The following is a 17,561-nucleotide window of genomic DNA, read 5'->3' as shown; positions in this document are numbered from 1 at the left end:
AATGAGGAGTTCAAATCCTATCTTAAATTCTGAACGATTAACGAAATCAAGTCATTCTGCAAAAACGATGACATTAGGTGGAACAATTGGTAAAACAATCATAGCTTTAATTTTACTTATCGCAACAGCAGGATACTCTTTTTATTTAACTGCTACTGGAACACTTAATTCCAAAGTGTTCATTGGATGTTTAATCATTGCATTAATTCTAGGTTTAGTAACATCTTTTTCTCCTAGAATTGCGCCCATTACAACGCCAATATACGCAGCAGTTGAAGGGATTTTAATTGGTAATATATCAGCTGTTTATGAAGCAACTTATGGGATGATTGTACTACAAGCGGTGCTATTAACAATTGCTATTATTGCAGGAACATTAATCTGTTATGCTACTGGACTTGTTAAAGTAACGCATCGTTTTAGATCGATTGTTTTAGGATTAACAATCGGTGTGTTTTTGTTTTATTTACTAACGATGGTCCTTCAGTTATTCCATGTTCCAATTCCATTTATGCATCAATCTGGTCCAATTGGAATCTTTGTAAGCTTGGCAATTCTAGTAATTGCTTCACTAAATTTATTCTTAGACTTTGATTTAATTACAACAAGTGTAAAACAAGGCGCACCAAAAGAATTCGAGTGGTATTGCGCATTTGGTTTATTAGTAACAGTCATTTGGGTTTATATAGAAGCACTTCGATTCCTATCAAAGCTTCGAGATTAAAAAATTTAGTCATTTTAACCTTACTCTCAAATGAAAGTAAGGTTTTTTACTATAATTTGATTATGATTAGCTAGAATATCATTTTTAGAAAGTAGGGAAATAGATGAGTAAGAAAAAATTTGAAGTTTTTGAACATGAAACAATTAATGACTGCTTAGAAAGAATGCAAAAAGAAGGTTATACACCTGTTAAAAGGATGGAAGTACCAATATTTTCAGAGCAGATGGTAAATGGTAAGGTTGAAATTGAACCGACCGGAAGAAAAATCGTATTTGAAGGAAAATTAAATTCAAATTAATATGAATAAAGATAGTAATTTAATGGAATAGTAACCTTATATGAATAATATGAGGTGAAAACTATGCATAAATTAGCATGTCCACGCTGCAAAACAAACAAAAGTAGATTTTATTTGATAGAACAAAATCCAAAAGCTGTTAAATTAAATGCTCAAAGCGGAGATGTTGAACTAGAAGAGTATGTCTCAGGTGGCCTAGATCCATTTTTTGTTCCTTATAAAGGTCCAGAATATTTAGTTCAATGTGGAGCATGTGGTTTAATTGAGCAAAGTGTAATGTTTGAAAAAACTGCTGATTCACTGTAATAATTGTACACATAGTTGTAAGATTTATCCATATTAGTGAATGGTTTAAATAAAAAAATTAAGATAACTTTGACTTTTTCAATGTCGATGGATATAATAATTAACAATTAAAGCACACAAATTAATTCAATGACGAGAAAAGTAATTTTCGATACTGTTCTACAGAGAGCCGGGGAAGCTGAAATCCGGTGAATAGTACTTAAATGAAGATCCTCTCCGAGAAGTCAAACTGAAACTAAAGTAGGTTTGAACGGGTGTCTACCGTTAAAAGGAACGCGTATGATTGTACGTGACTTAAGTGCTATTGAAGAACGGACTTTTTTCAATAGAATTAGGGTGGTATCGCGGTTAAACCCGTCCCTTATTATAGGGGCGGGTTTTTGTGTGCTTTAAAAAAATTAGAGAGGCGATATCAATTATGAAAGAATCTGTTCAAAATCGTGAAAAAAGAATCAGTGAATTTTGGTCAAAAAATAACACATTTTTAAAATCAATTGAACAAAGAGAAAATCATCAATCCTTTGTTTTTTATGAAGGCCCCCCAACTGCAAATGGACTGCCCCATGTTGGTCATGCATTAGGTCGCACAATAAAAGACGTTGTAGCGAGATATAAAACAATGGCTGGTTTCCAAGTTATTCGTAAAGCTGGATGGGACACACATGGTTTACCTGTAGAACTCGGTGTTGAAAAAACGCTAGGAATTTCAGGTAAAGCGGAAATTGAACGTTATGGTGTAAAAGCCTTTCTCGACAAATGTAAAGAAAGTGTTTTTACTTACGAGAAACAATGGCGAGATTTTACTGAGCAATTAGGTTATTGGGTTGATATGGATGATCCATATGTAACATTGGATAATTCTTATATTGAAAGTGTTTGGAATATTCTTGGGACAATTCACGAAAAAGGATTACTTGTAAAAGGACATCGTGTTTCACCATATTGCCCTAGCTGTCAAACTTCACTAAGCTCACATGAAGTAGCGCAAGGATATAAAGACGTTAAGGATTTATCAGCAACCGTTAAGTTTAAATTAAAAAATGAAGAAAATGTATCTCTACTTGGATGGACGACAACTCCGTGGACACTACCAGCTAATGTAGCGTTAGCTGTAAATCCAAAAATGGAATATGTTCGCGCAAAAAAAGGTGAGGAAGTATTTATACTTGCAAAAAGTTCATTAGATAGAGTATTAAAAACTGATTATGTCATATTATCTGAATTTCTCGGTGCTGATTTAATCGGGGTCAGCTATTTACCACCATTTAATTTTGTAACTGTTGAAGTTGGCCATAAAGTAGTTACCGCAGAATTTGTTACTGAAAATAGTGGTACTGGAATAGTTCATATTGCACCAGCGTATGGTGAAGATGACCATCGAGTTGTTCAAGAAAATGGTTTCTCTTTTGTGAATGTAGTAAATGAAAAGGGCCAATATACCGAAGAAGTGACAGATTTTCAAGGTCGATTTGTTAAAGAGTGTGATGTAGATATAGTAAGGTATTTAGCTGAAAATGAATTATTATTTAGTAAAGAAAAGTATGAGCACAGCTATCCTCACTGTTGGAGATGTGACTCACCTTTACTCTATTATGCAAATGAAAGTTGGTTTATCAAAACTACAGCATTAAAAGACCAATTTATTAAAAATAATAATGAAGTAACATGGCATCCAGACCATATTAAACATGGCCGGTTCGGTAATTTTTTAGAACAAATGGTTGATTGGAATATTAGTCGAAATAGATATTGGGGTACGCCATTAAATGTTTGGGAATGTGATACATGTAATCATCAATTAGCTCCAAAAAGTATAAAAGAATTATGTAGCCATTCGGATAAAGAAATTGCGGACTCAATTGAATTGCATAAACCTTTTGTTGATGAAGTCTATCTAAATTGTCCAAAATGTAATGGGAAGATGAAAAGGACTCTAGAAGTAATTGATGTCTGGTTCGATAGCGGCTCAATGCCATTTGCTCAGTATCATTATCCTTTTGAAAATAAAGGTAAATTTGAGAAACAATTCCCAGCTGATGTAGTAATAGAAGGGATCGATCAAACAAGAGGATGGTTCTATAGTTTACTTGCAGTATCTACTCTATTTACTGGAAAAGTACCATACAAGCGTGTATTATCTTTAGGTCATGTACTAGATGAAAATGGACAAAAAATGTCAAAGAGTAAAGGTAATGCACTTGATCCAGTAGAATTAATACAAGAATATGGTTCAGATTCATTAAGATGGGCTTTATTAGTAGACAGTGCACCTTGGAACCCTAAGCGTTTTTCTGAAAGGGCAGTTCAAGAGGCAAAATCAAAACTAATTGATACATTCGACAATGTTTATAGTTTCTACAGTTTATATGCAAATTTAGATGGATTTAACCATGAAAACCAATATGAGTACAAAGTAAATACGTTGGATAAATGGATTATTTCACGCTTGCATAGCACAATTAAAAATGTAGATAAATTTTTGGAGGAATATCAATTTACGAATGCCGCTAGAGACATCGCTAAAATAGTAGATGAAGTTAGTAATTGGTACGTAAGAAGGTCAAGAGAACGTTTTTGGTCAAATGGAATGAATCAAGAAAAGGCAGCGGCTTACTTCACACTGTATGAAGTTTTAACAAGGGTAAGTCAATTATTAGCACCGTTTACACCATTCATAGCAGAAGACGTATATATTAATTTAACAAACGAAAGTGTTCATTTATCTAATTTCCCAACTTGTAATGAAGCACTGATCGATAAGCAGTTAGAAAAAGAAATGGATGCAGTTCTAAAAGTTGTAGAGCTTGGAAGAAGCATCCGAAATGCCAATTCTTTAAAGATTAAACAGCCTTTAGCTAGCTTAACTCTAATTAGTAACAATGATGTATTCGATTGGGATCTATATAAAGAAATTGTTTTAGATGAGTTAAACGTAAAAGCATTCCAACAAAAAAATAACGAAAATGATTTTTCAATTTTAAAAATGAAATTAGATTTTAAAAAATCAGGAGCAAAATTTGGAAAGCTTTCAAATTTAGTTAATCAATCACTGCAAAAATTAACAAATGAAGAAGCGAATAAAGTTATTGAAACCGGATATGCTGAAATAACGCTTGATTCAGGTGAAACAGCAAAAGTAGATACCCAAGATATTTTAATCGAAAAAAGTGCAAAAGAAGGATTTGCAACTGCGACAAATGGTGAATTCATCGTTACACTTGATACATTACTAACCGAAGACCTTGTTCAAGAAGGTACCGTTAGAGAACTAATTAGATCAATTCAAGAATATCGAAAAGAATTAAATTTACCGATTAATATGCGTGTAGACATCGGAATTAAAGCCAATACAGAATTTATTGATATTATTGAAAAGTTTAAAGAAATGCTTGAGGAAAACTTATTAATGAGGAATCTCATAGTTAAGAATCAAGTCAATGGAAAAGAAATTCAATTTGGTGACTTTCAAGCTGAAATTGAATTATTTGCTTCAAATTAGAATAAGGTAAGAATTGATAGGTAGAGAGAAAGAAACCCCACAAAGTATGTAATTTACTTGTGGGGTTTTGTGTTTATAAAAGAGTTTGATTTAATTTCCGCTCGTTTCAAGAAAATGTTTTTCAGATTTAATCATCATATCGAATGGACTTGGCAAAAAAAGAATGCCAAATGACGCACTAAAGTACTTTATGAACAAATATAACTGTTTTATGAACGAAAAAATGTACTTTATGCACGAAAATTACTGTTATATGAACAAAATTCAGTACTTTACGTACGAATTTTATATTGAATAGTAAAAGTAGCTCTCTATTGAATCATTGAATACTCGCTTCAATATTTAAGCTTTCAAAACCACGAAAAGCAACATTTGCCCGACGAGTTGGCTCCTCTATGAGAACAGGATTATATAAATGTCTAGTCAGTTTTTCAATTGCGATTTGTCCTTCTAATCTAGCTAATGGGGCACCTAAGCAAAAATGTGGGCCAGTAGAAAAGGATAAATGTTTTATATTCTTTCGAGTAATATCAAATATTTCTGGGTTATTTGTGACACTCGGATCGTAATTGGCACCACCTAAGGAAACCATAAAGTAATCGCCTTTTTTTATTGAATTACCAGCAAATTCAAAATCCTCTCTAGCCCATCTGGATGTAAAAATAACTGGTGATTCGAATCTTAAAATTTCTTCGACCGCTGAAGGAATTAATGTTATGTCATTTTTTAAAAGTTCATATTGGTCCGGATGTTTTAATAATAAATAATATCCATTCGTAATTAAATTAACAGTTGTTTCATGACCGGCAATTAATAAAAGAAGACAACTTGCAATCATTTCATCTTCGCTTAATTTATCACCAGATTCCTCTGCAGCAATTAAATGACTAATTAAATCCTCTTTTGGTCTACTTCTTCTCTCAGTAATAAGACTTCTGAAATAATTAGAAGCATCAAGAATATCTTTAGTGACTAATTCTAAATCTTCAATTGTTGTGTTAAAATCAATAAATTTAATAAATGCATCTGACCAATTGCGAAATAAATCTCGATCATCCTGCGGTACACCTAATAAGTCAGTTATGACAAATACAGGTAATAAATATGAAAAGTCACTTATTAGTTCATGTGTTGATTTTCCCTTCATATTTGCAATTAAATAATCAGCAATTTCATTTACCGTACCGCGTAAATTTTCAACCATTCTTGGAGAAAAGGCTTTGTTCACAAGATTTCTTAATCTTGTATGATCAGGTGCGTCTCGAAAAAGCATCATTTTCTGATTTAATGAAATTGCTGGCATAACACTTTTTGGTACTTGTTCTGGTGGGGTAACTTTAGTTGCTTCTTTAATAAAACGAGGATCTTTTAAAACTTTCTCTACTTCTTTATAACCTGTTATTAGCCAACCAGTTCTTTGAAAAAGCTCTGTGTAAAGTACAGGACTTATTGTTCGAGCGTTTTTAAAATACGAATAGGGGTCTTTGTAAAAATCCTGTGGATTAACTTTTAATTGATTGTTCATTTAACTTTGCTCCCTTATTAGTGAATGAGTCTATTTATTTCTATTACTGTGAAATTGGATTATTCCCAATTTCTGGATATCATAAAAAAAGGATACTTTTGATTAGAATGACATACATGAGTCTATAGATATAAAAGTAAATGAGCTTAATTGAAAAAAATTAAGAAAAATAGATTATGACTATGGTAAAATAAGGTACTTTAAAAAATTAAGATGAGTTTAAGATAATGATTAGGGAGGGGTAACGTGATGGAATTTCCAGTTTTAGAAACAGAAAGATTATCTTTAAGACAAATTACACATAAAAATGTTGATGAGATTTTTTCAATCTTTTCAAATGAAGAGGTAATTAAGTACTATGGTATGGATCCCTTTACTGAAAAAGATCAAGCTGTCAAAATGATTGATTCTTTTCAAACTAGATTTGAAAATCTGCAAGGAATGCGCTTTGGAATCGTTGAAAAAGAATCAAAAAAATTAATCGGTACAATTGGTTTAAATAATTTAGTTTTACACTCCAGAAGAACTGAAATTGGATATGATTTATTACCTGAATTTTGGAGAAAAGGATATATGTCAGAAGCAATTAAGGAAATTACATCATATTGCTTTGAAAAACTAGGGATTTTTCGAATTGGAGCCAATATTTTTCCGGATAATACAGCCTCATCTACTCTAGTTGAGAAGGTAGGTTTTAAAAAAGAAGGATTGTTGAGAGGCTATTTAGTACAAAATGATCAGTCTTATGATTTAAACGTATTTTCTCTGATTAAACCTGATTGGGAAAAGTATTAATAGATTTATAGTGTTATTAACTAAAAAGAGTTAAGACTAGTATTTTAAGCACTTAAGAAAAAAGGAGAAATGAAATGATAAAAGCGGTAATATTTGATTTTGATGGGTTAATAGTTGATACTGAGTCTGTTTGGTTTGAAGCGTATAAAGAAGTCCTACTTCGATATGATGTAGAGTTAACACTTCAAAAATTTTCAGAGGTTGTAGGGACGAGTGATGAAGTTTTATTTAACTATATCGATTCGAATTTAAAAGAACCAATTGAAAAAGAAATGATCGAACAACTGGCTAAAGAACTAGTTGATGAGAAGCTCCTAGAACCAGTACTTAGAGAAAGTGTAGAGGACTATTTAATCGCAGCAAAAAACGCGGGATTACATATTGGTTTGGCTTCTAGCTCATCAAGAGAATGGGTAGAAAGCTTTTTGAAAAAATTAAATATATACGAGTACTTCTCTGTTATTAAGACAAAAGACGATGTAACAAAAGTAAAACCAGATCCAGAATTATATTTAAAGGCAATTGAGGAAATAGGAGTGCAAGTAACTAAAGCGATTGCATTTGAAGATTCGCTGAACGGATTAATCGCTGCAACGAAAGCAGGATTACATTGTGTAATTGTTCCAAATAGTGTTACTTCACATTTAGAGTTTGAGAATCATAGTTTAAGATTATCATCAATGGCTGAAAAATCACTAGTAGATGTTATTAAACATTTTAACTAAATAAGAGTGGTGTTTGAAGATTAAAGAGGGTGCCGTGTCTAACACTCTCTTTTTTTATGGGGAATTTGGTATAGTCAGAACTGCAAATAAGACTTAGAGAATCGCAAATAAATGAAGGTTTGGTGCAAATAAACAGTAAATTGCAATTAAAATCCGAAAATAGCAAATAAAATTGTCCCAATCGCAATTAAAATTTGATAATCGCAATTATTTTTGTAAAACAGCAATTAAAACCACGTGAATCGCAAATAAGATAGGAAATTACCCATACCTGTTACGGTATTAAGACGTAATAATTGTTCAACAATAAATACGATCAAATTGAAAACTAGCAAATTTGTTTTAAATCGAGAAAAAAATGATGAATTCACCTAAATATTCATAAAAAAGTTCGATTAAATCTACTTGAAATGAAAGAAGATGTTTAGATACCCTCCCTTAAATGTAGTTTTTAATACATGGATGAACGTTTATTAAGGGTTTTTCGAGAATCTTTTAAAAGTAATCGAACAAAAAACAATTTAGTTTAATTTTTTCAGTTATTCTGAAGTCTTGAATAACTGTCAATAGCCAAGCATCGTCATAATTTGTGTGAATAATTTATATCTTCATTTTATAGATCGCACTTTACCAAATTTCAAATCTTTAAAGAAATTTCAAGGTAATTAGCTAGATTAGTATTTTTTCTTCTATCTTAATTATTTCTTGACTCCATATAAAAATCCGTTTGGTTGTAAAAATCTTCATTGATTGTATGAAATATTTTAATGATTTTTCATGAGCAGATGTGGTGAAGGAAATCAATTAATCAACGAAATTCTATAATAGCAAATTAGTTTGATAAAAATTTGATGATGTTTATTATTGAATATTCAGAATTTATCCAGTATGATCAAATTAACAAACATACCGACTGGTTAGTATCTGAGTGTTTGTTTAAAAAGTAGTTAAAGTTCCTAGTAGATAGATAGTCCTGATCCATTCAATACATATTATAGGAGGACATGAGATGCACGTAAAAGAGTTATTTGATTTAACAGGCAAAGTAGCAATTGTAACTGGAGGTGGACGAGGTCTAGGTGAACAAATAGCCAAAGGATTCGCTGAAGCAGGTGCTAATATTGTTCTTTGTTCCAGAAATGTAGAAGCTTGTCAGGAAATAAGTGAAGAATTGAAAAGTCTAGGTGTTGAATCTTTAGCCATTAAATGTGATGTAACAAACAAAGAGGATGTACAAAGAGTAGTAGACGAAACGAAAGAGAAATTCGGTCGTATTGATATTTTAGTTAATAATAGTGGTGCCTCTTGGGGAGCTCCTGCCGAAGAAATGCCATTAGAAGCATGGAATAAAGTAATGAATGTAAATGTCACGGGTACATTTTTGATGTCCCAAGCAGTAGGAAAAATCATGTTAGAACAAAAGGCTGGAAAAATAATAAATATTGCTTCAATTGCTGGTTTAGTAGGTACGAATCCAAAAGTTATGAATGCTGTTGGTTATAGCGCAAGTAAAGGTGCCGTAATCAGTTTTACGAAAGATTTAGCAGCGAAGTGGGGTCCAAGTGGCATTTTTGTAAATGCAATAGCACCTGGATTTTTCCCGACAAAAATGTCTAAAGATGTAATTTCTCATGGAACTAGTGAAATACTAGAGTCTATTCCACTTAAGAAATTTGGAAATGAGGATGAGCTAAAAGGGGCAGCTTTATTTTTAGCAGCACCTGCCTCTAATTATGTTACAGGATCTGTTCTAGTAGTTGATGGTGGAGCATCAATTGTGTAATGTTTCAAACTTCATAATTAAAAAGGAGTTTTGTAAATGGGCAAGCTTCATCTTTTGATGAAAAAAGAGGAAATAGATGATCGAAAACTAAACGATGAAAAGTTAGTAGTCGTTTTTGATGTTTTACTTGCTACTTCAACGATCACAGCGGCATTAGCCTTTGGTGCTAAAGAGGTAATTCCTGTTATGAATGGACAAGAAGCCGTTCAATTCGCAAACAAAAATATGGGCAAAGAATTTATTTTAATTGGCGAATATGAGGGAAAGACAATTGAGGGGTTTTTAGCTCCAAATCCATTGGATTTAAAGGGAATTGTGACAGATCAATCAATTGTTTTATCAACAACAAATGGAACGGTTGCATTAAAAAAATCCCAAAATGCAAAGAGGGTATATGCTGCATCCATTTTGAATGCAAACGCAGTTGCAAACCATTTAAGTCTAACTTATAAAGATGAATCGATTATTTTAGTTTGTTCAGGAACGTCAGGACAATTTAATATGGAAGATTTTTATGGAGCCGGCTATTTTATCGATTGTTTATTAAATGAAACATGCCATTTAGATTTGTCTGATTCAGCTAAATCAGCACATTATCTTTATTTGGGGATGAAAGAAAAAAGTAATGAAATTTTTGCTGAGTCAAATGTAGGGAAACTGTTAATGCTTTATGGATTTGAAGAGGAAATAAAATTTGTAAGTAAAAAAAGTATTTTTAATGTTGTACCAATATTTGAAAATGGTAAAAGTGTTGTTAATGCCCAAACTTCAGAAAAAACTATCTAAATATTGATCTATCAAATTACGTAAAAACGAAATTAGTGAAAGGGATGATTAAATGGATTTTTCATATTCACCGAAAGTGCAAGAGCTTCGGTCAAAATTAACTAAGTTTATGGAAACATATGTTTATCCTAGTGAGCGAATATACGAGGAACAGTTAAATGCACAAGAATCTCGATGGAGTGATGTCCCCCCAATAATGGAGGAGTTAAAGCAAAAAGCAAAACAGGCAAACTTATGGAATTTATTCTTACCAGAGAGTGATCTAGGAGCAGGATTAACGAATTTAGAATACGCTCCATTATGTGAAATTATGGGACGATCAATGATTGGACCTGAAGTATTTAATTGTAGTGCTCCAGATACAGGGAATATGGAAGTATTAGAAAGATATGGTACGAAAGAGCAGAAAGAAAAATGGTTAGTACCACTTTTAAATGGTGAAATTCGCTCATGCTTTTCTATGACAGAGCCAGATGTCGCTTCTTCTGACGCTACAAATATTGAGGCTAGTATTAGAAAAGATGGTGAGTATTATATCATCAACGGTCGAAAATGGTGGTCATCAGGAGCAGGTGATCCTAGATGTAAGATTGCAATATTCATGGGTAAAACGAACCCGGATGCACCAAAATATGAACAACAATCTATGATTCTAGTACCGTTAAATACACCTGGTGTAAAAATTGAAAGAGTATTACCAGTTTTCGGTTATGATCATGCACCACATGGACATGCAGAAATTTCATTTACAAATGTCAGAGTACCCGCAAGTAATATTTTATGGGGAGAGAACAAAGGCTTTGCTATTGCACAAGGTAGATTAGGGCCAGGTCGGATCCATCATTGCATGAGATTAATAGGAGCTGCTGAAAGAGCACTTGAAGAAATGTGTAAGCGTGTTCAAATACGAGAAACATTTGGCAAACCGATTGCTAATCAAGGTGTGGTGCAAGAATGGATTGCTAATTCAAGAATAGAAATTGAACAAGCTAGATTACTTACATTAAAAGCTGCATATATGATGGATACTGTTGGTAACAAAGAAGCAAAAGCGGAAATTGCAATGATAAAAGTTGTTGCGCCTTCGATGGCTTTACGAGTGATTGATCGTGCAATTCAAGCTTTTGGAGCTGCCGGAGTATCGGATGATTATACTTTAGCTGCTCAATGGACAAATGCCCGAACGCTTAGACTAGCTGATGGTCCAGATGAAGTACATCGTGCACAGTTAGCAAGATTCGAATTAAAAAAACACGCTCCAGAAAAAAACTTCTCTTCAGTAAAAACGAAAGTAGATCAAACTTAAAGACAGAAAGAGTCGGTTTGAAATGAGACTAAAAGATAAGAACTTAATTTTAAAAAATAGTTTAAAACAATATATATGATAAGAAATGGAGAGTTAATGATGTCAACAAATAAAGTTTGGTTATCTCACTATCCAGAATATATTGCAAAAGAACTATTAATACCAGAAAAAACAATTCCTGAAATGTTTAATGAAACTGTCGAAAACTATCCTAATCATTCATGTCTATCATTTTATGGTAAAAGAAATACATATAAAGAAGTACACTCTGCAGTTATGTCCTTTGCGTCTGCTTTACAGAAAAACGAAGTTCAAAAAGGTGACCGTGTAGCAATCATGCTGCCAAATTGTCCTCAATATATTATTTCATATTATGGAATCCTTACTGTTGGTGGAATCGTAACGCAAATAAATCCAATGTCAGTTGAAAGAGAGTTAATGGAATTATTAAACGACTCCGGAGCTGAAACGATTGTTGTGTTAAACATCTTTTATCCGATCGTGAACTCTATAATGGACGAAACGAGTCTACGAAAAATTATTGTTGTGAATTTAGCAGATACAGAAGAAAGCGGTGACTCATGTATTACATTTGAAAAATTTTTAAAAAGTGGTGATCAAGACGTGATACCAGTCATGATTGATTCAAATGAAGATGTGGCAATTCTTCAATACACAGGCGGAACAACAGGTCGTTCAAAAGGAGTAATGTTAACCCACCGAAATCTATACGCAAATATTATGCAACAAAGTGAATTTTTTAAAGGTGCATTTGATCCAGGGCGTGAGCGGGTTTTGTCAATTATACCGTTTTTTCATGTTTATGGAATGAATGTATGTATTAATTTAAGTGTATTTATGGCAAATGAAATTATTATGTTACCGCGATTTGAAATACAAGAGGTTTTAAATACGATAAAAAATGAACAACCAACGCTGTTCCCAGGTGTTCCAACTATGTATGTTGCATTAATCAATCATCCAGAATCTGAAAAGTATGATATAGATGCAATAAAATTATGTAATAGCGGTAGTGCTCCTATGCCTGTAGAATTAATGAAACAATTTGAAAACAAGACGGGTGCGACAATTTTAGAAGGTTACGGTTTATCTGAAGCTTCTCCAACTACACATAGTAATCCAGCATTTGCTAAAAGAAAGCCTGGCACCGTGGGCATCCCATATCCATCAACTGATTCAAAAATCGTTGACTTAGCAACCGGTATAAATGAGGTTCCTGTTGGTGAAATTGGTGAACTCATTATTAAAGGTCCACAAGTAATGAAAGGGTACTGGAATTTGCCAGAGGAAACAGCCAATACACTTAGAGATGGCTGGTTATATACTGGTGATATTGCAAGCGTTGATGAAGATGGATATGTTACTATTTTAGATCGAAAAAAGGATATGATTATCGCAAGTGGCTTTAATGTCTATCCGCGAGAAATAGAGGAAGTAATTTATGAGCATCCTTGTGTAAAAGAGGCAGTTGTAATTGGTGTTCCTGACACTTATAGAGGTGAGACTGTTAAGGCAGTGATTGTATTAAAAGAAGGTAACCATCTTACTCTAGAAGAAATGAAGGAATACTGCAAAAGTAAATTAGCGACATATAAAGTACCTCGAATGATTGAGTTTCGAAATGAACTACCTAAAACGAATGTTGGAAAAATTTTAAGAAGAGCGATTAGAGAAACCGAGAGTTCGATCAAGTAAAGGTAAGGTTAATAAGAGATGCCCTTTTGTTTAATCAATTAGATTATTATAAAATTTTCCGTTTACTATGATATAATTCTATTGAATTTTTAAGATTGCGAGGACATCTAATGAAACAAAAAATAAAGGAACACTCAATACAGCTATTTGACAAAAAAGGATTTACAAGTACATCCATACAAGATATCGTCGAATCAATTGGAGTTACTAAAGGAACTTTTTACTATTATTACACAAGTAAAGAACAGCTTCTTATGGAAATCCACCTTCAATTTATTGATGAAGTATTAAATGAGCAGGAAGCAGTGATCAATGACTCTGAGAAAAGCTTTTCAGATAAACTTTTTGATGTAATTTATTTAAGTTTATTAGATATTAAAAAGCAAGGTCCAAGTGCAAAAGTGTTTTATAGAGAAATGAGACATTTAAATCCCGAAAGTTTAACTGAAATTAAGGCAAAGAGGGATTTATATCGATTTAATATTGAGAAGCTACTAAATGATGGAATTAAAAATGGTGATTTAAGAGCAGATTTAGACGTACCGATCGTTTCGTTCGGCATTTTAGGTGTAATGAACTGGAGCTATGAATGGTATAATCCAGAAGGTACCAAAAATGCATTTGAAATTGCGAAGTCATTCCAAGAAATGATATTAAAAGGGATTAATCTAAAATAAGGAGATTAATATGTATCTCCTTCTCCCCAACATACCGACCAGTTAGTATTGTGTTGTAACTAAATTATAGGATAAAGGCAGGTAGTTTTATGGAAAAATTTACAGTTACCCCAAGATTTTGTGAAACCGATGCACTTGGTCATATTAACAATACTAGTTACTTCATTTATTTAGAAGAGGCGCGAATTAAATTTTTCGAATCGCTTGGTTACTCTATGAATCTAAATGATTGGAAGTTTATATTAGCTTCTACAAAATGTGATTTTATTAATCAAGGTCATTTTAATCAAAAAATGTCTGTTTCAAGTTATATTTCTAAAATAGGAAATAAAAGCTTTCATCTTGAACATGAAATTCGTTGTGAAGAAACAAAAAAATTGATCGCTACCGGTAATGCAATCATTGTATTTTTTAATTTTAAAGAGCAACAAAGTGAAGTAATTCCTGAGTTATTTAGAGAACAGTTAGAGAAGCATTTAGTTATTAAATAAACTGAATTTTCTTAATAAAGGAGGGGTAAAATGACTGAAAAAGTAGAGTTAGAAACGATTCAAGTTCGGAAAGGTGAAGAGTTAGATCGTTTAGTTTTACGTGAGTTTTTAGATAAAAATATTGATGATCTTCCAGATGGAGAATTAACAATTCGTCAGTTTTCAGCAGGTCATTCAAATTTAACTTATTTACTTAAAATCGGTGAGTGGGAAGTTGTGTTAAGACGTCCACCACTTGGACCTGTTGCTCCAAAAGCGCATGATATGAAAAGAGAATTTCGTATTCTGTCAGAAATACATCCTCATTTTTCGGCTACACCTAAGCCAATTTTATATTCAGAAAACGAATCAATCATTGGTAGTCCATTTTTCATAATGGAAAGAAAAAATGGTCAAGTATTTGACTCATCGTTCCCCCCACATTTGAACGTAACAATTGAAGATCGTAAAACGATATCAAAAGTAATGGTAAATAAGCTAGTTGAGTTACACTCCATAGACTATACAAAAACAAAACTCCTAGAAATAAGTAAACCTGAGGATTTTATGGAAAGACAAGTTAACGGCTGGATTGGACGATATAACAGGGCAAAGACTAGTGAAATCGCCGAAGTTGATCTCCTAATGAGTTGGTTAATCAATCATGTACCAAAAAAACATGAATCAACAATTATTCATTATGATTTTAAATTAAATAATTCCATGTTTAGTCAGGATTTGAAAGAAATGATTGGACTATTCGATTGGGAAATGACAACAATCGGTGATCCATTAGCTGATTTAGGAGTAGCTTTATGCTATTGGATTCAAAATGATGATCCAGACTTATTAAAATATGGATTAGGTAAACCACCGGTTACGATTCAAGAAGGATTTATTTCTAGAAATCAATTCATTGAGGAATATGCTAAGAAAAGTGGTAGGGATTTATCAAACATTAATTACTATTTGGCTTTTGCGTATTTTAAATTAGCAGTTATTGTTCAACAAATTTACTATCGATTTAAAGCCGGACAAACAAATGACCAGCGTTTTGGAAAGTTTAATCAATTCGCAGAGAATTTAATTAGGATTGGGAATGATTTAGCAGTTAAATAGATTCATATTAAAGGAGTGTAGTATATGGGTAATCAACATTTATTAGTGGAAGTTCAGGATCGGATTTTAACTTTAACATTAAATAGACCAGAAAGCTTAAATTCTTTTAGTTATGAAATGTTGAACGGGATTACTGAAGCATTAAATCAAGCTAAAAATAATCCTGACATAAAAGTAATTGTACTATCTGGTGCTGGTCGATCATTTTCAGCAGGTGGAGATGTTAAAACGATGGGTAATGTCTCTCCGAATGCTGTATACGAGCATATTGGTATATTAAATACAGTTATTAAAACAATTCGTGAAATTGAAAAGCCAGTAATTGCGTCAGTTCATGGCTTTGCAGCTGGTGCTGGTTTTAACTTAGCTTTGGCATGCGATTTAATTATCGCAGCAGATAATAGTAAGTTTGCTTTAAGTTTTTCTCAAGTTGGATTAATTTCAGATGGTGGAGGTTCATATTTCCTACCAAGGTTAATTGGCCCATATTTAGCAAAACAGTTTTTCTTTACTGCAGAACCAGTTCCAGCAAAACGAATGTATCAGTTAGGTGTTGTAAACACAGTTGTGCCAGCTGAGAATTTGTCTGAAGAAACAGTTAAATTTGCAAATAAATTGGCCGCTGGACCTGGAAAAGCAAATGGCATGATGAAAAAACTGATTGATCAATCATTTACGTCAACGCTAGATGAAATGCTTGAACTTGAACGAATTACACAACCATTAATGGTAGCAACAGAAGACCACCAAGAAGGTGTTGTTGCATTTAAAGAAAAAAGAAAAGCAATTTTTACGGGGAAATAAAAACCTTAAAGGGGAGTTTACGATGCAATCAATTCAATTTAAACAATTTGGCGGGCCAGAAGTATTAGAAAAAGTTGAACTTGAAAGACCAGTCCCAAAAGGTAAAGAAGTATTAATTGAAGTGCATGCAGCAGGTGTTAACTATGCAGATACAGCACGAAGAGAAAACCAATATGTCGTTAAAACTACTTTGCCATATGTACCTGGTGCTGAAGTCGCGGGAGTCGTAGTAGAAATTGGAGACGAAGTGACTTCTGTTAAAATTGGTGATCGGGTTGTTTCAATGCTGGAATGTGGTGGTTATTCAGATTTCGCAATAACAGATGAACGTTCAATCATTCATTTACCGAACGAAATGGATTTTAAAATAGCTGTTGCTTTACCTGTACAAGGATTAAGTGCTTACCATATTTTAAAAACGATGGGTAAGTTAGAACCAGGTGAAACTGTGCTAGTTCATGCAGCGGCCGGAGGGCTAGGAACTTTAGCAGTGCAATTAGCGAAGCTTTTTGGAGCCAAAAAAGTGATCGCAACAGCAAGTACAAAAGAAAAATTACAATTAGCAAAAGAGATGGGTGCGGATGTATTAATCAATTATACAGAAGAAGGATGGGATCAAAAAGTACTTGAAGCTACAAATGGAAAAGGTGTAGATGTTGCACTTGAGATGGCTGGTGGGGATGTATTTTATAAGACATTGAAATGTTTAGCTTACTTCGGTCGATTAGTCATTTATGGAGTAGCAAGTAATCAGCAAAGTAATTTTTATCCTTCATCTTTAATGGCAAAAAATCAATCTGTCATCGGATTTTTCTTACCTCCACTTTTAAAAAGGAAAGCGTTAATAAAACAAAGTCTAGATGAATTATTTACTTATTTAGCTGAAGGAAAACTAAAAATCACGATAGGTGAGGTATTTCCATTAAGTGATGCGGCAAATGTACATACAATACTACAATCAAGAAAAACTGTTGGAAAAGTTATTTTAGAACCAAGAAAATAATGCGTTTTTGCAACGAAACTATTTT

At 32.9% G+C, this 17,561-nt stretch carries 16 protein-coding genes and 1 other annotated feature; of the genes, 15 read left to right on the top strand and 1 reads right to left on the bottom strand.

What is annotated here, in order from left to right:
• Window position 1: 1 nt before the first annotated feature.
• The 4 genes from COC46_RS07670 (at window position 2) to ileS (ending at window position 4,827) form a co-directional block, all read left to right on the top strand.
• Window positions 2–724, top strand: coding sequence for a Bax inhibitor-1/YccA family protein (locus tag COC46_RS07670; RefSeq protein ID WP_098809152.1), 723 nt, complete (start codon window positions 2–4; stop codon window positions 722–724).
• A 103-nt stretch (window positions 725–827) separates the two neighbouring features.
• Window positions 828–1,022 (top strand): NETI motif-containing protein, encoded by a 195-nt coding sequence (locus tag COC46_RS07665; RefSeq protein ID WP_098809151.1) that lies wholly within the window; start codon window positions 828–830, stop codon window positions 1,020–1,022.
• 63 nt (window positions 1,023–1,085) lie between these two features.
• Window positions 1,086–1,328 carry a DNA alkylation repair protein gene (locus tag COC46_RS07660; protein WP_098809150.1) on the top strand — a complete coding sequence of 81 codons (243 nt, stop codon included), beginning with the start codon at window positions 1,086–1,088 and terminating at the stop codon, window positions 1,326–1,328.
• A 120-nt stretch (window positions 1,329–1,448) separates the two neighbouring features.
• Window positions 1,449–1,693: a binding site (T-box leader), on the top strand.
• A gap of 53 nt (window positions 1,694–1,746) precedes the next feature.
• Complete coding sequence (gene ileS, locus COC46_RS07655; RefSeq protein ID WP_098809176.1) at window positions 1,747–4,827, top strand: isoleucine--tRNA ligase; 3,081 nt, start codon at window positions 1,747–1,749, stop codon at window positions 4,825–4,827.
• A gap of 319 nt (window positions 4,828–5,146) precedes the next feature.
• Here ileS and COC46_RS07650 read toward each other — a convergent pair whose 3' ends face one another.
• Complete coding sequence (locus COC46_RS07650; RefSeq protein WP_098809149.1) at window positions 5,147–6,352, bottom strand: cytochrome P450; 1,206 nt, start codon at window positions 6,350–6,352, stop codon at window positions 5,147–5,149.
• Window positions 6,353–6,601: 249 nt separating this feature from the next.
• On the opposite strand from COC46_RS07650, the gene COC46_RS07645 reads away from it, so the two are divergent.
• The 11 genes from COC46_RS07645 (at window position 6,602) to COC46_RS07595 (ending at window position 17,536) form a co-directional block, all read left to right on the top strand.
• A complete protein-coding gene (locus COC46_RS07645; protein ID WP_098809148.1) occupies window positions 6,602–7,147 on the top strand; it encodes a GNAT family N-acetyltransferase in 546 nt (181 codons plus the stop codon).
• Between the two features lie 74 nt (window positions 7,148–7,221).
• Window positions 7,222–7,872: an HAD family hydrolase gene (locus COC46_RS07640; protein WP_098809147.1), complete on the top strand. Its 651-nt coding sequence runs from the start codon at window positions 7,222–7,224 to the stop codon at window positions 7,870–7,872.
• Window positions 7,873–8,881: 1,009 nt separating this feature from the next.
• Window positions 8,882–9,655, top strand: coding sequence for an SDR family oxidoreductase (locus COC46_RS07635; protein WP_098809146.1), 774 nt, complete (start codon window positions 8,882–8,884; stop codon window positions 9,653–9,655).
• Between the two features lie 36 nt (window positions 9,656–9,691).
• The gene (locus COC46_RS07630) at window positions 9,692–10,441 is read left to right on the top strand and encodes a 2-phosphosulfolactate phosphatase (protein ID WP_098809145.1); all 750 of its coding nucleotides are present in this window, start codon (window positions 9,692–9,694) and stop codon (window positions 10,439–10,441) included.
• Between the two features lie 52 nt (window positions 10,442–10,493).
• Window positions 10,494–11,747, top strand: coding sequence for an acyl-CoA dehydrogenase (locus tag COC46_RS07625; protein ID WP_098809144.1), 1,254 nt, complete (start codon window positions 10,494–10,496; stop codon window positions 11,745–11,747).
• A 99-nt stretch (window positions 11,748–11,846) separates the two neighbouring features.
• Window positions 11,847–13,463 (top strand): long-chain-fatty-acid--CoA ligase, encoded by a 1,617-nt coding sequence (locus COC46_RS07620; RefSeq protein WP_098809143.1) that lies wholly within the window; start codon window positions 11,847–11,849, stop codon window positions 13,461–13,463.
• Window positions 13,464–13,573: 110 nt separating this feature from the next.
• On the top strand, window positions 13,574–14,140 hold the full coding sequence (locus tag COC46_RS07615) for a TetR/AcrR family transcriptional regulator (RefSeq protein ID WP_098809142.1): 567 nt from the start codon (window positions 13,574–13,576) through the stop codon (window positions 14,138–14,140).
• 89 nt (window positions 14,141–14,229) lie between these two features.
• Window positions 14,230–14,631 (top strand): acyl-CoA thioesterase, encoded by a 402-nt coding sequence (locus COC46_RS07610; protein WP_098809141.1) that lies wholly within the window; start codon window positions 14,230–14,232, stop codon window positions 14,629–14,631.
• A 30-nt stretch (window positions 14,632–14,661) separates the two neighbouring features.
• Entirely contained in the window at window positions 14,662–15,729 is a 1,068-nt protein-coding gene (locus COC46_RS07605; RefSeq protein WP_098809140.1) for a phosphotransferase family protein, read from the top strand.
• Window positions 15,730–15,753: 24 nt separating this feature from the next.
• Entirely contained in the window at window positions 15,754–16,533 is a 780-nt protein-coding gene (locus tag COC46_RS07600; RefSeq protein WP_098809139.1) for an enoyl-CoA hydratase/isomerase family protein, read from the top strand.
• A gap of 22 nt (window positions 16,534–16,555) precedes the next feature.
• A complete protein-coding gene (locus COC46_RS07595) occupies window positions 16,556–17,536 on the top strand; it encodes a quinone oxidoreductase family protein (RefSeq protein WP_098809175.1) in 981 nt (326 codons plus the stop codon).
• Window positions 17,537–17,561 lie beyond the last annotated feature (25 nt).

The organism is Bacillus sp. AFS041924, from assembly GCF_002577195.1.
In the GTDB taxonomy this organism is placed as follows: Bacteria; Bacillota; Bacilli; order Bacillales; family Bacillaceae_G; genus Gottfriedia.
The sequence above is the reverse complement of the archived record's forward strand: the minus strand, read 5'-3'. Positions and strand labels throughout refer to the sequence as shown.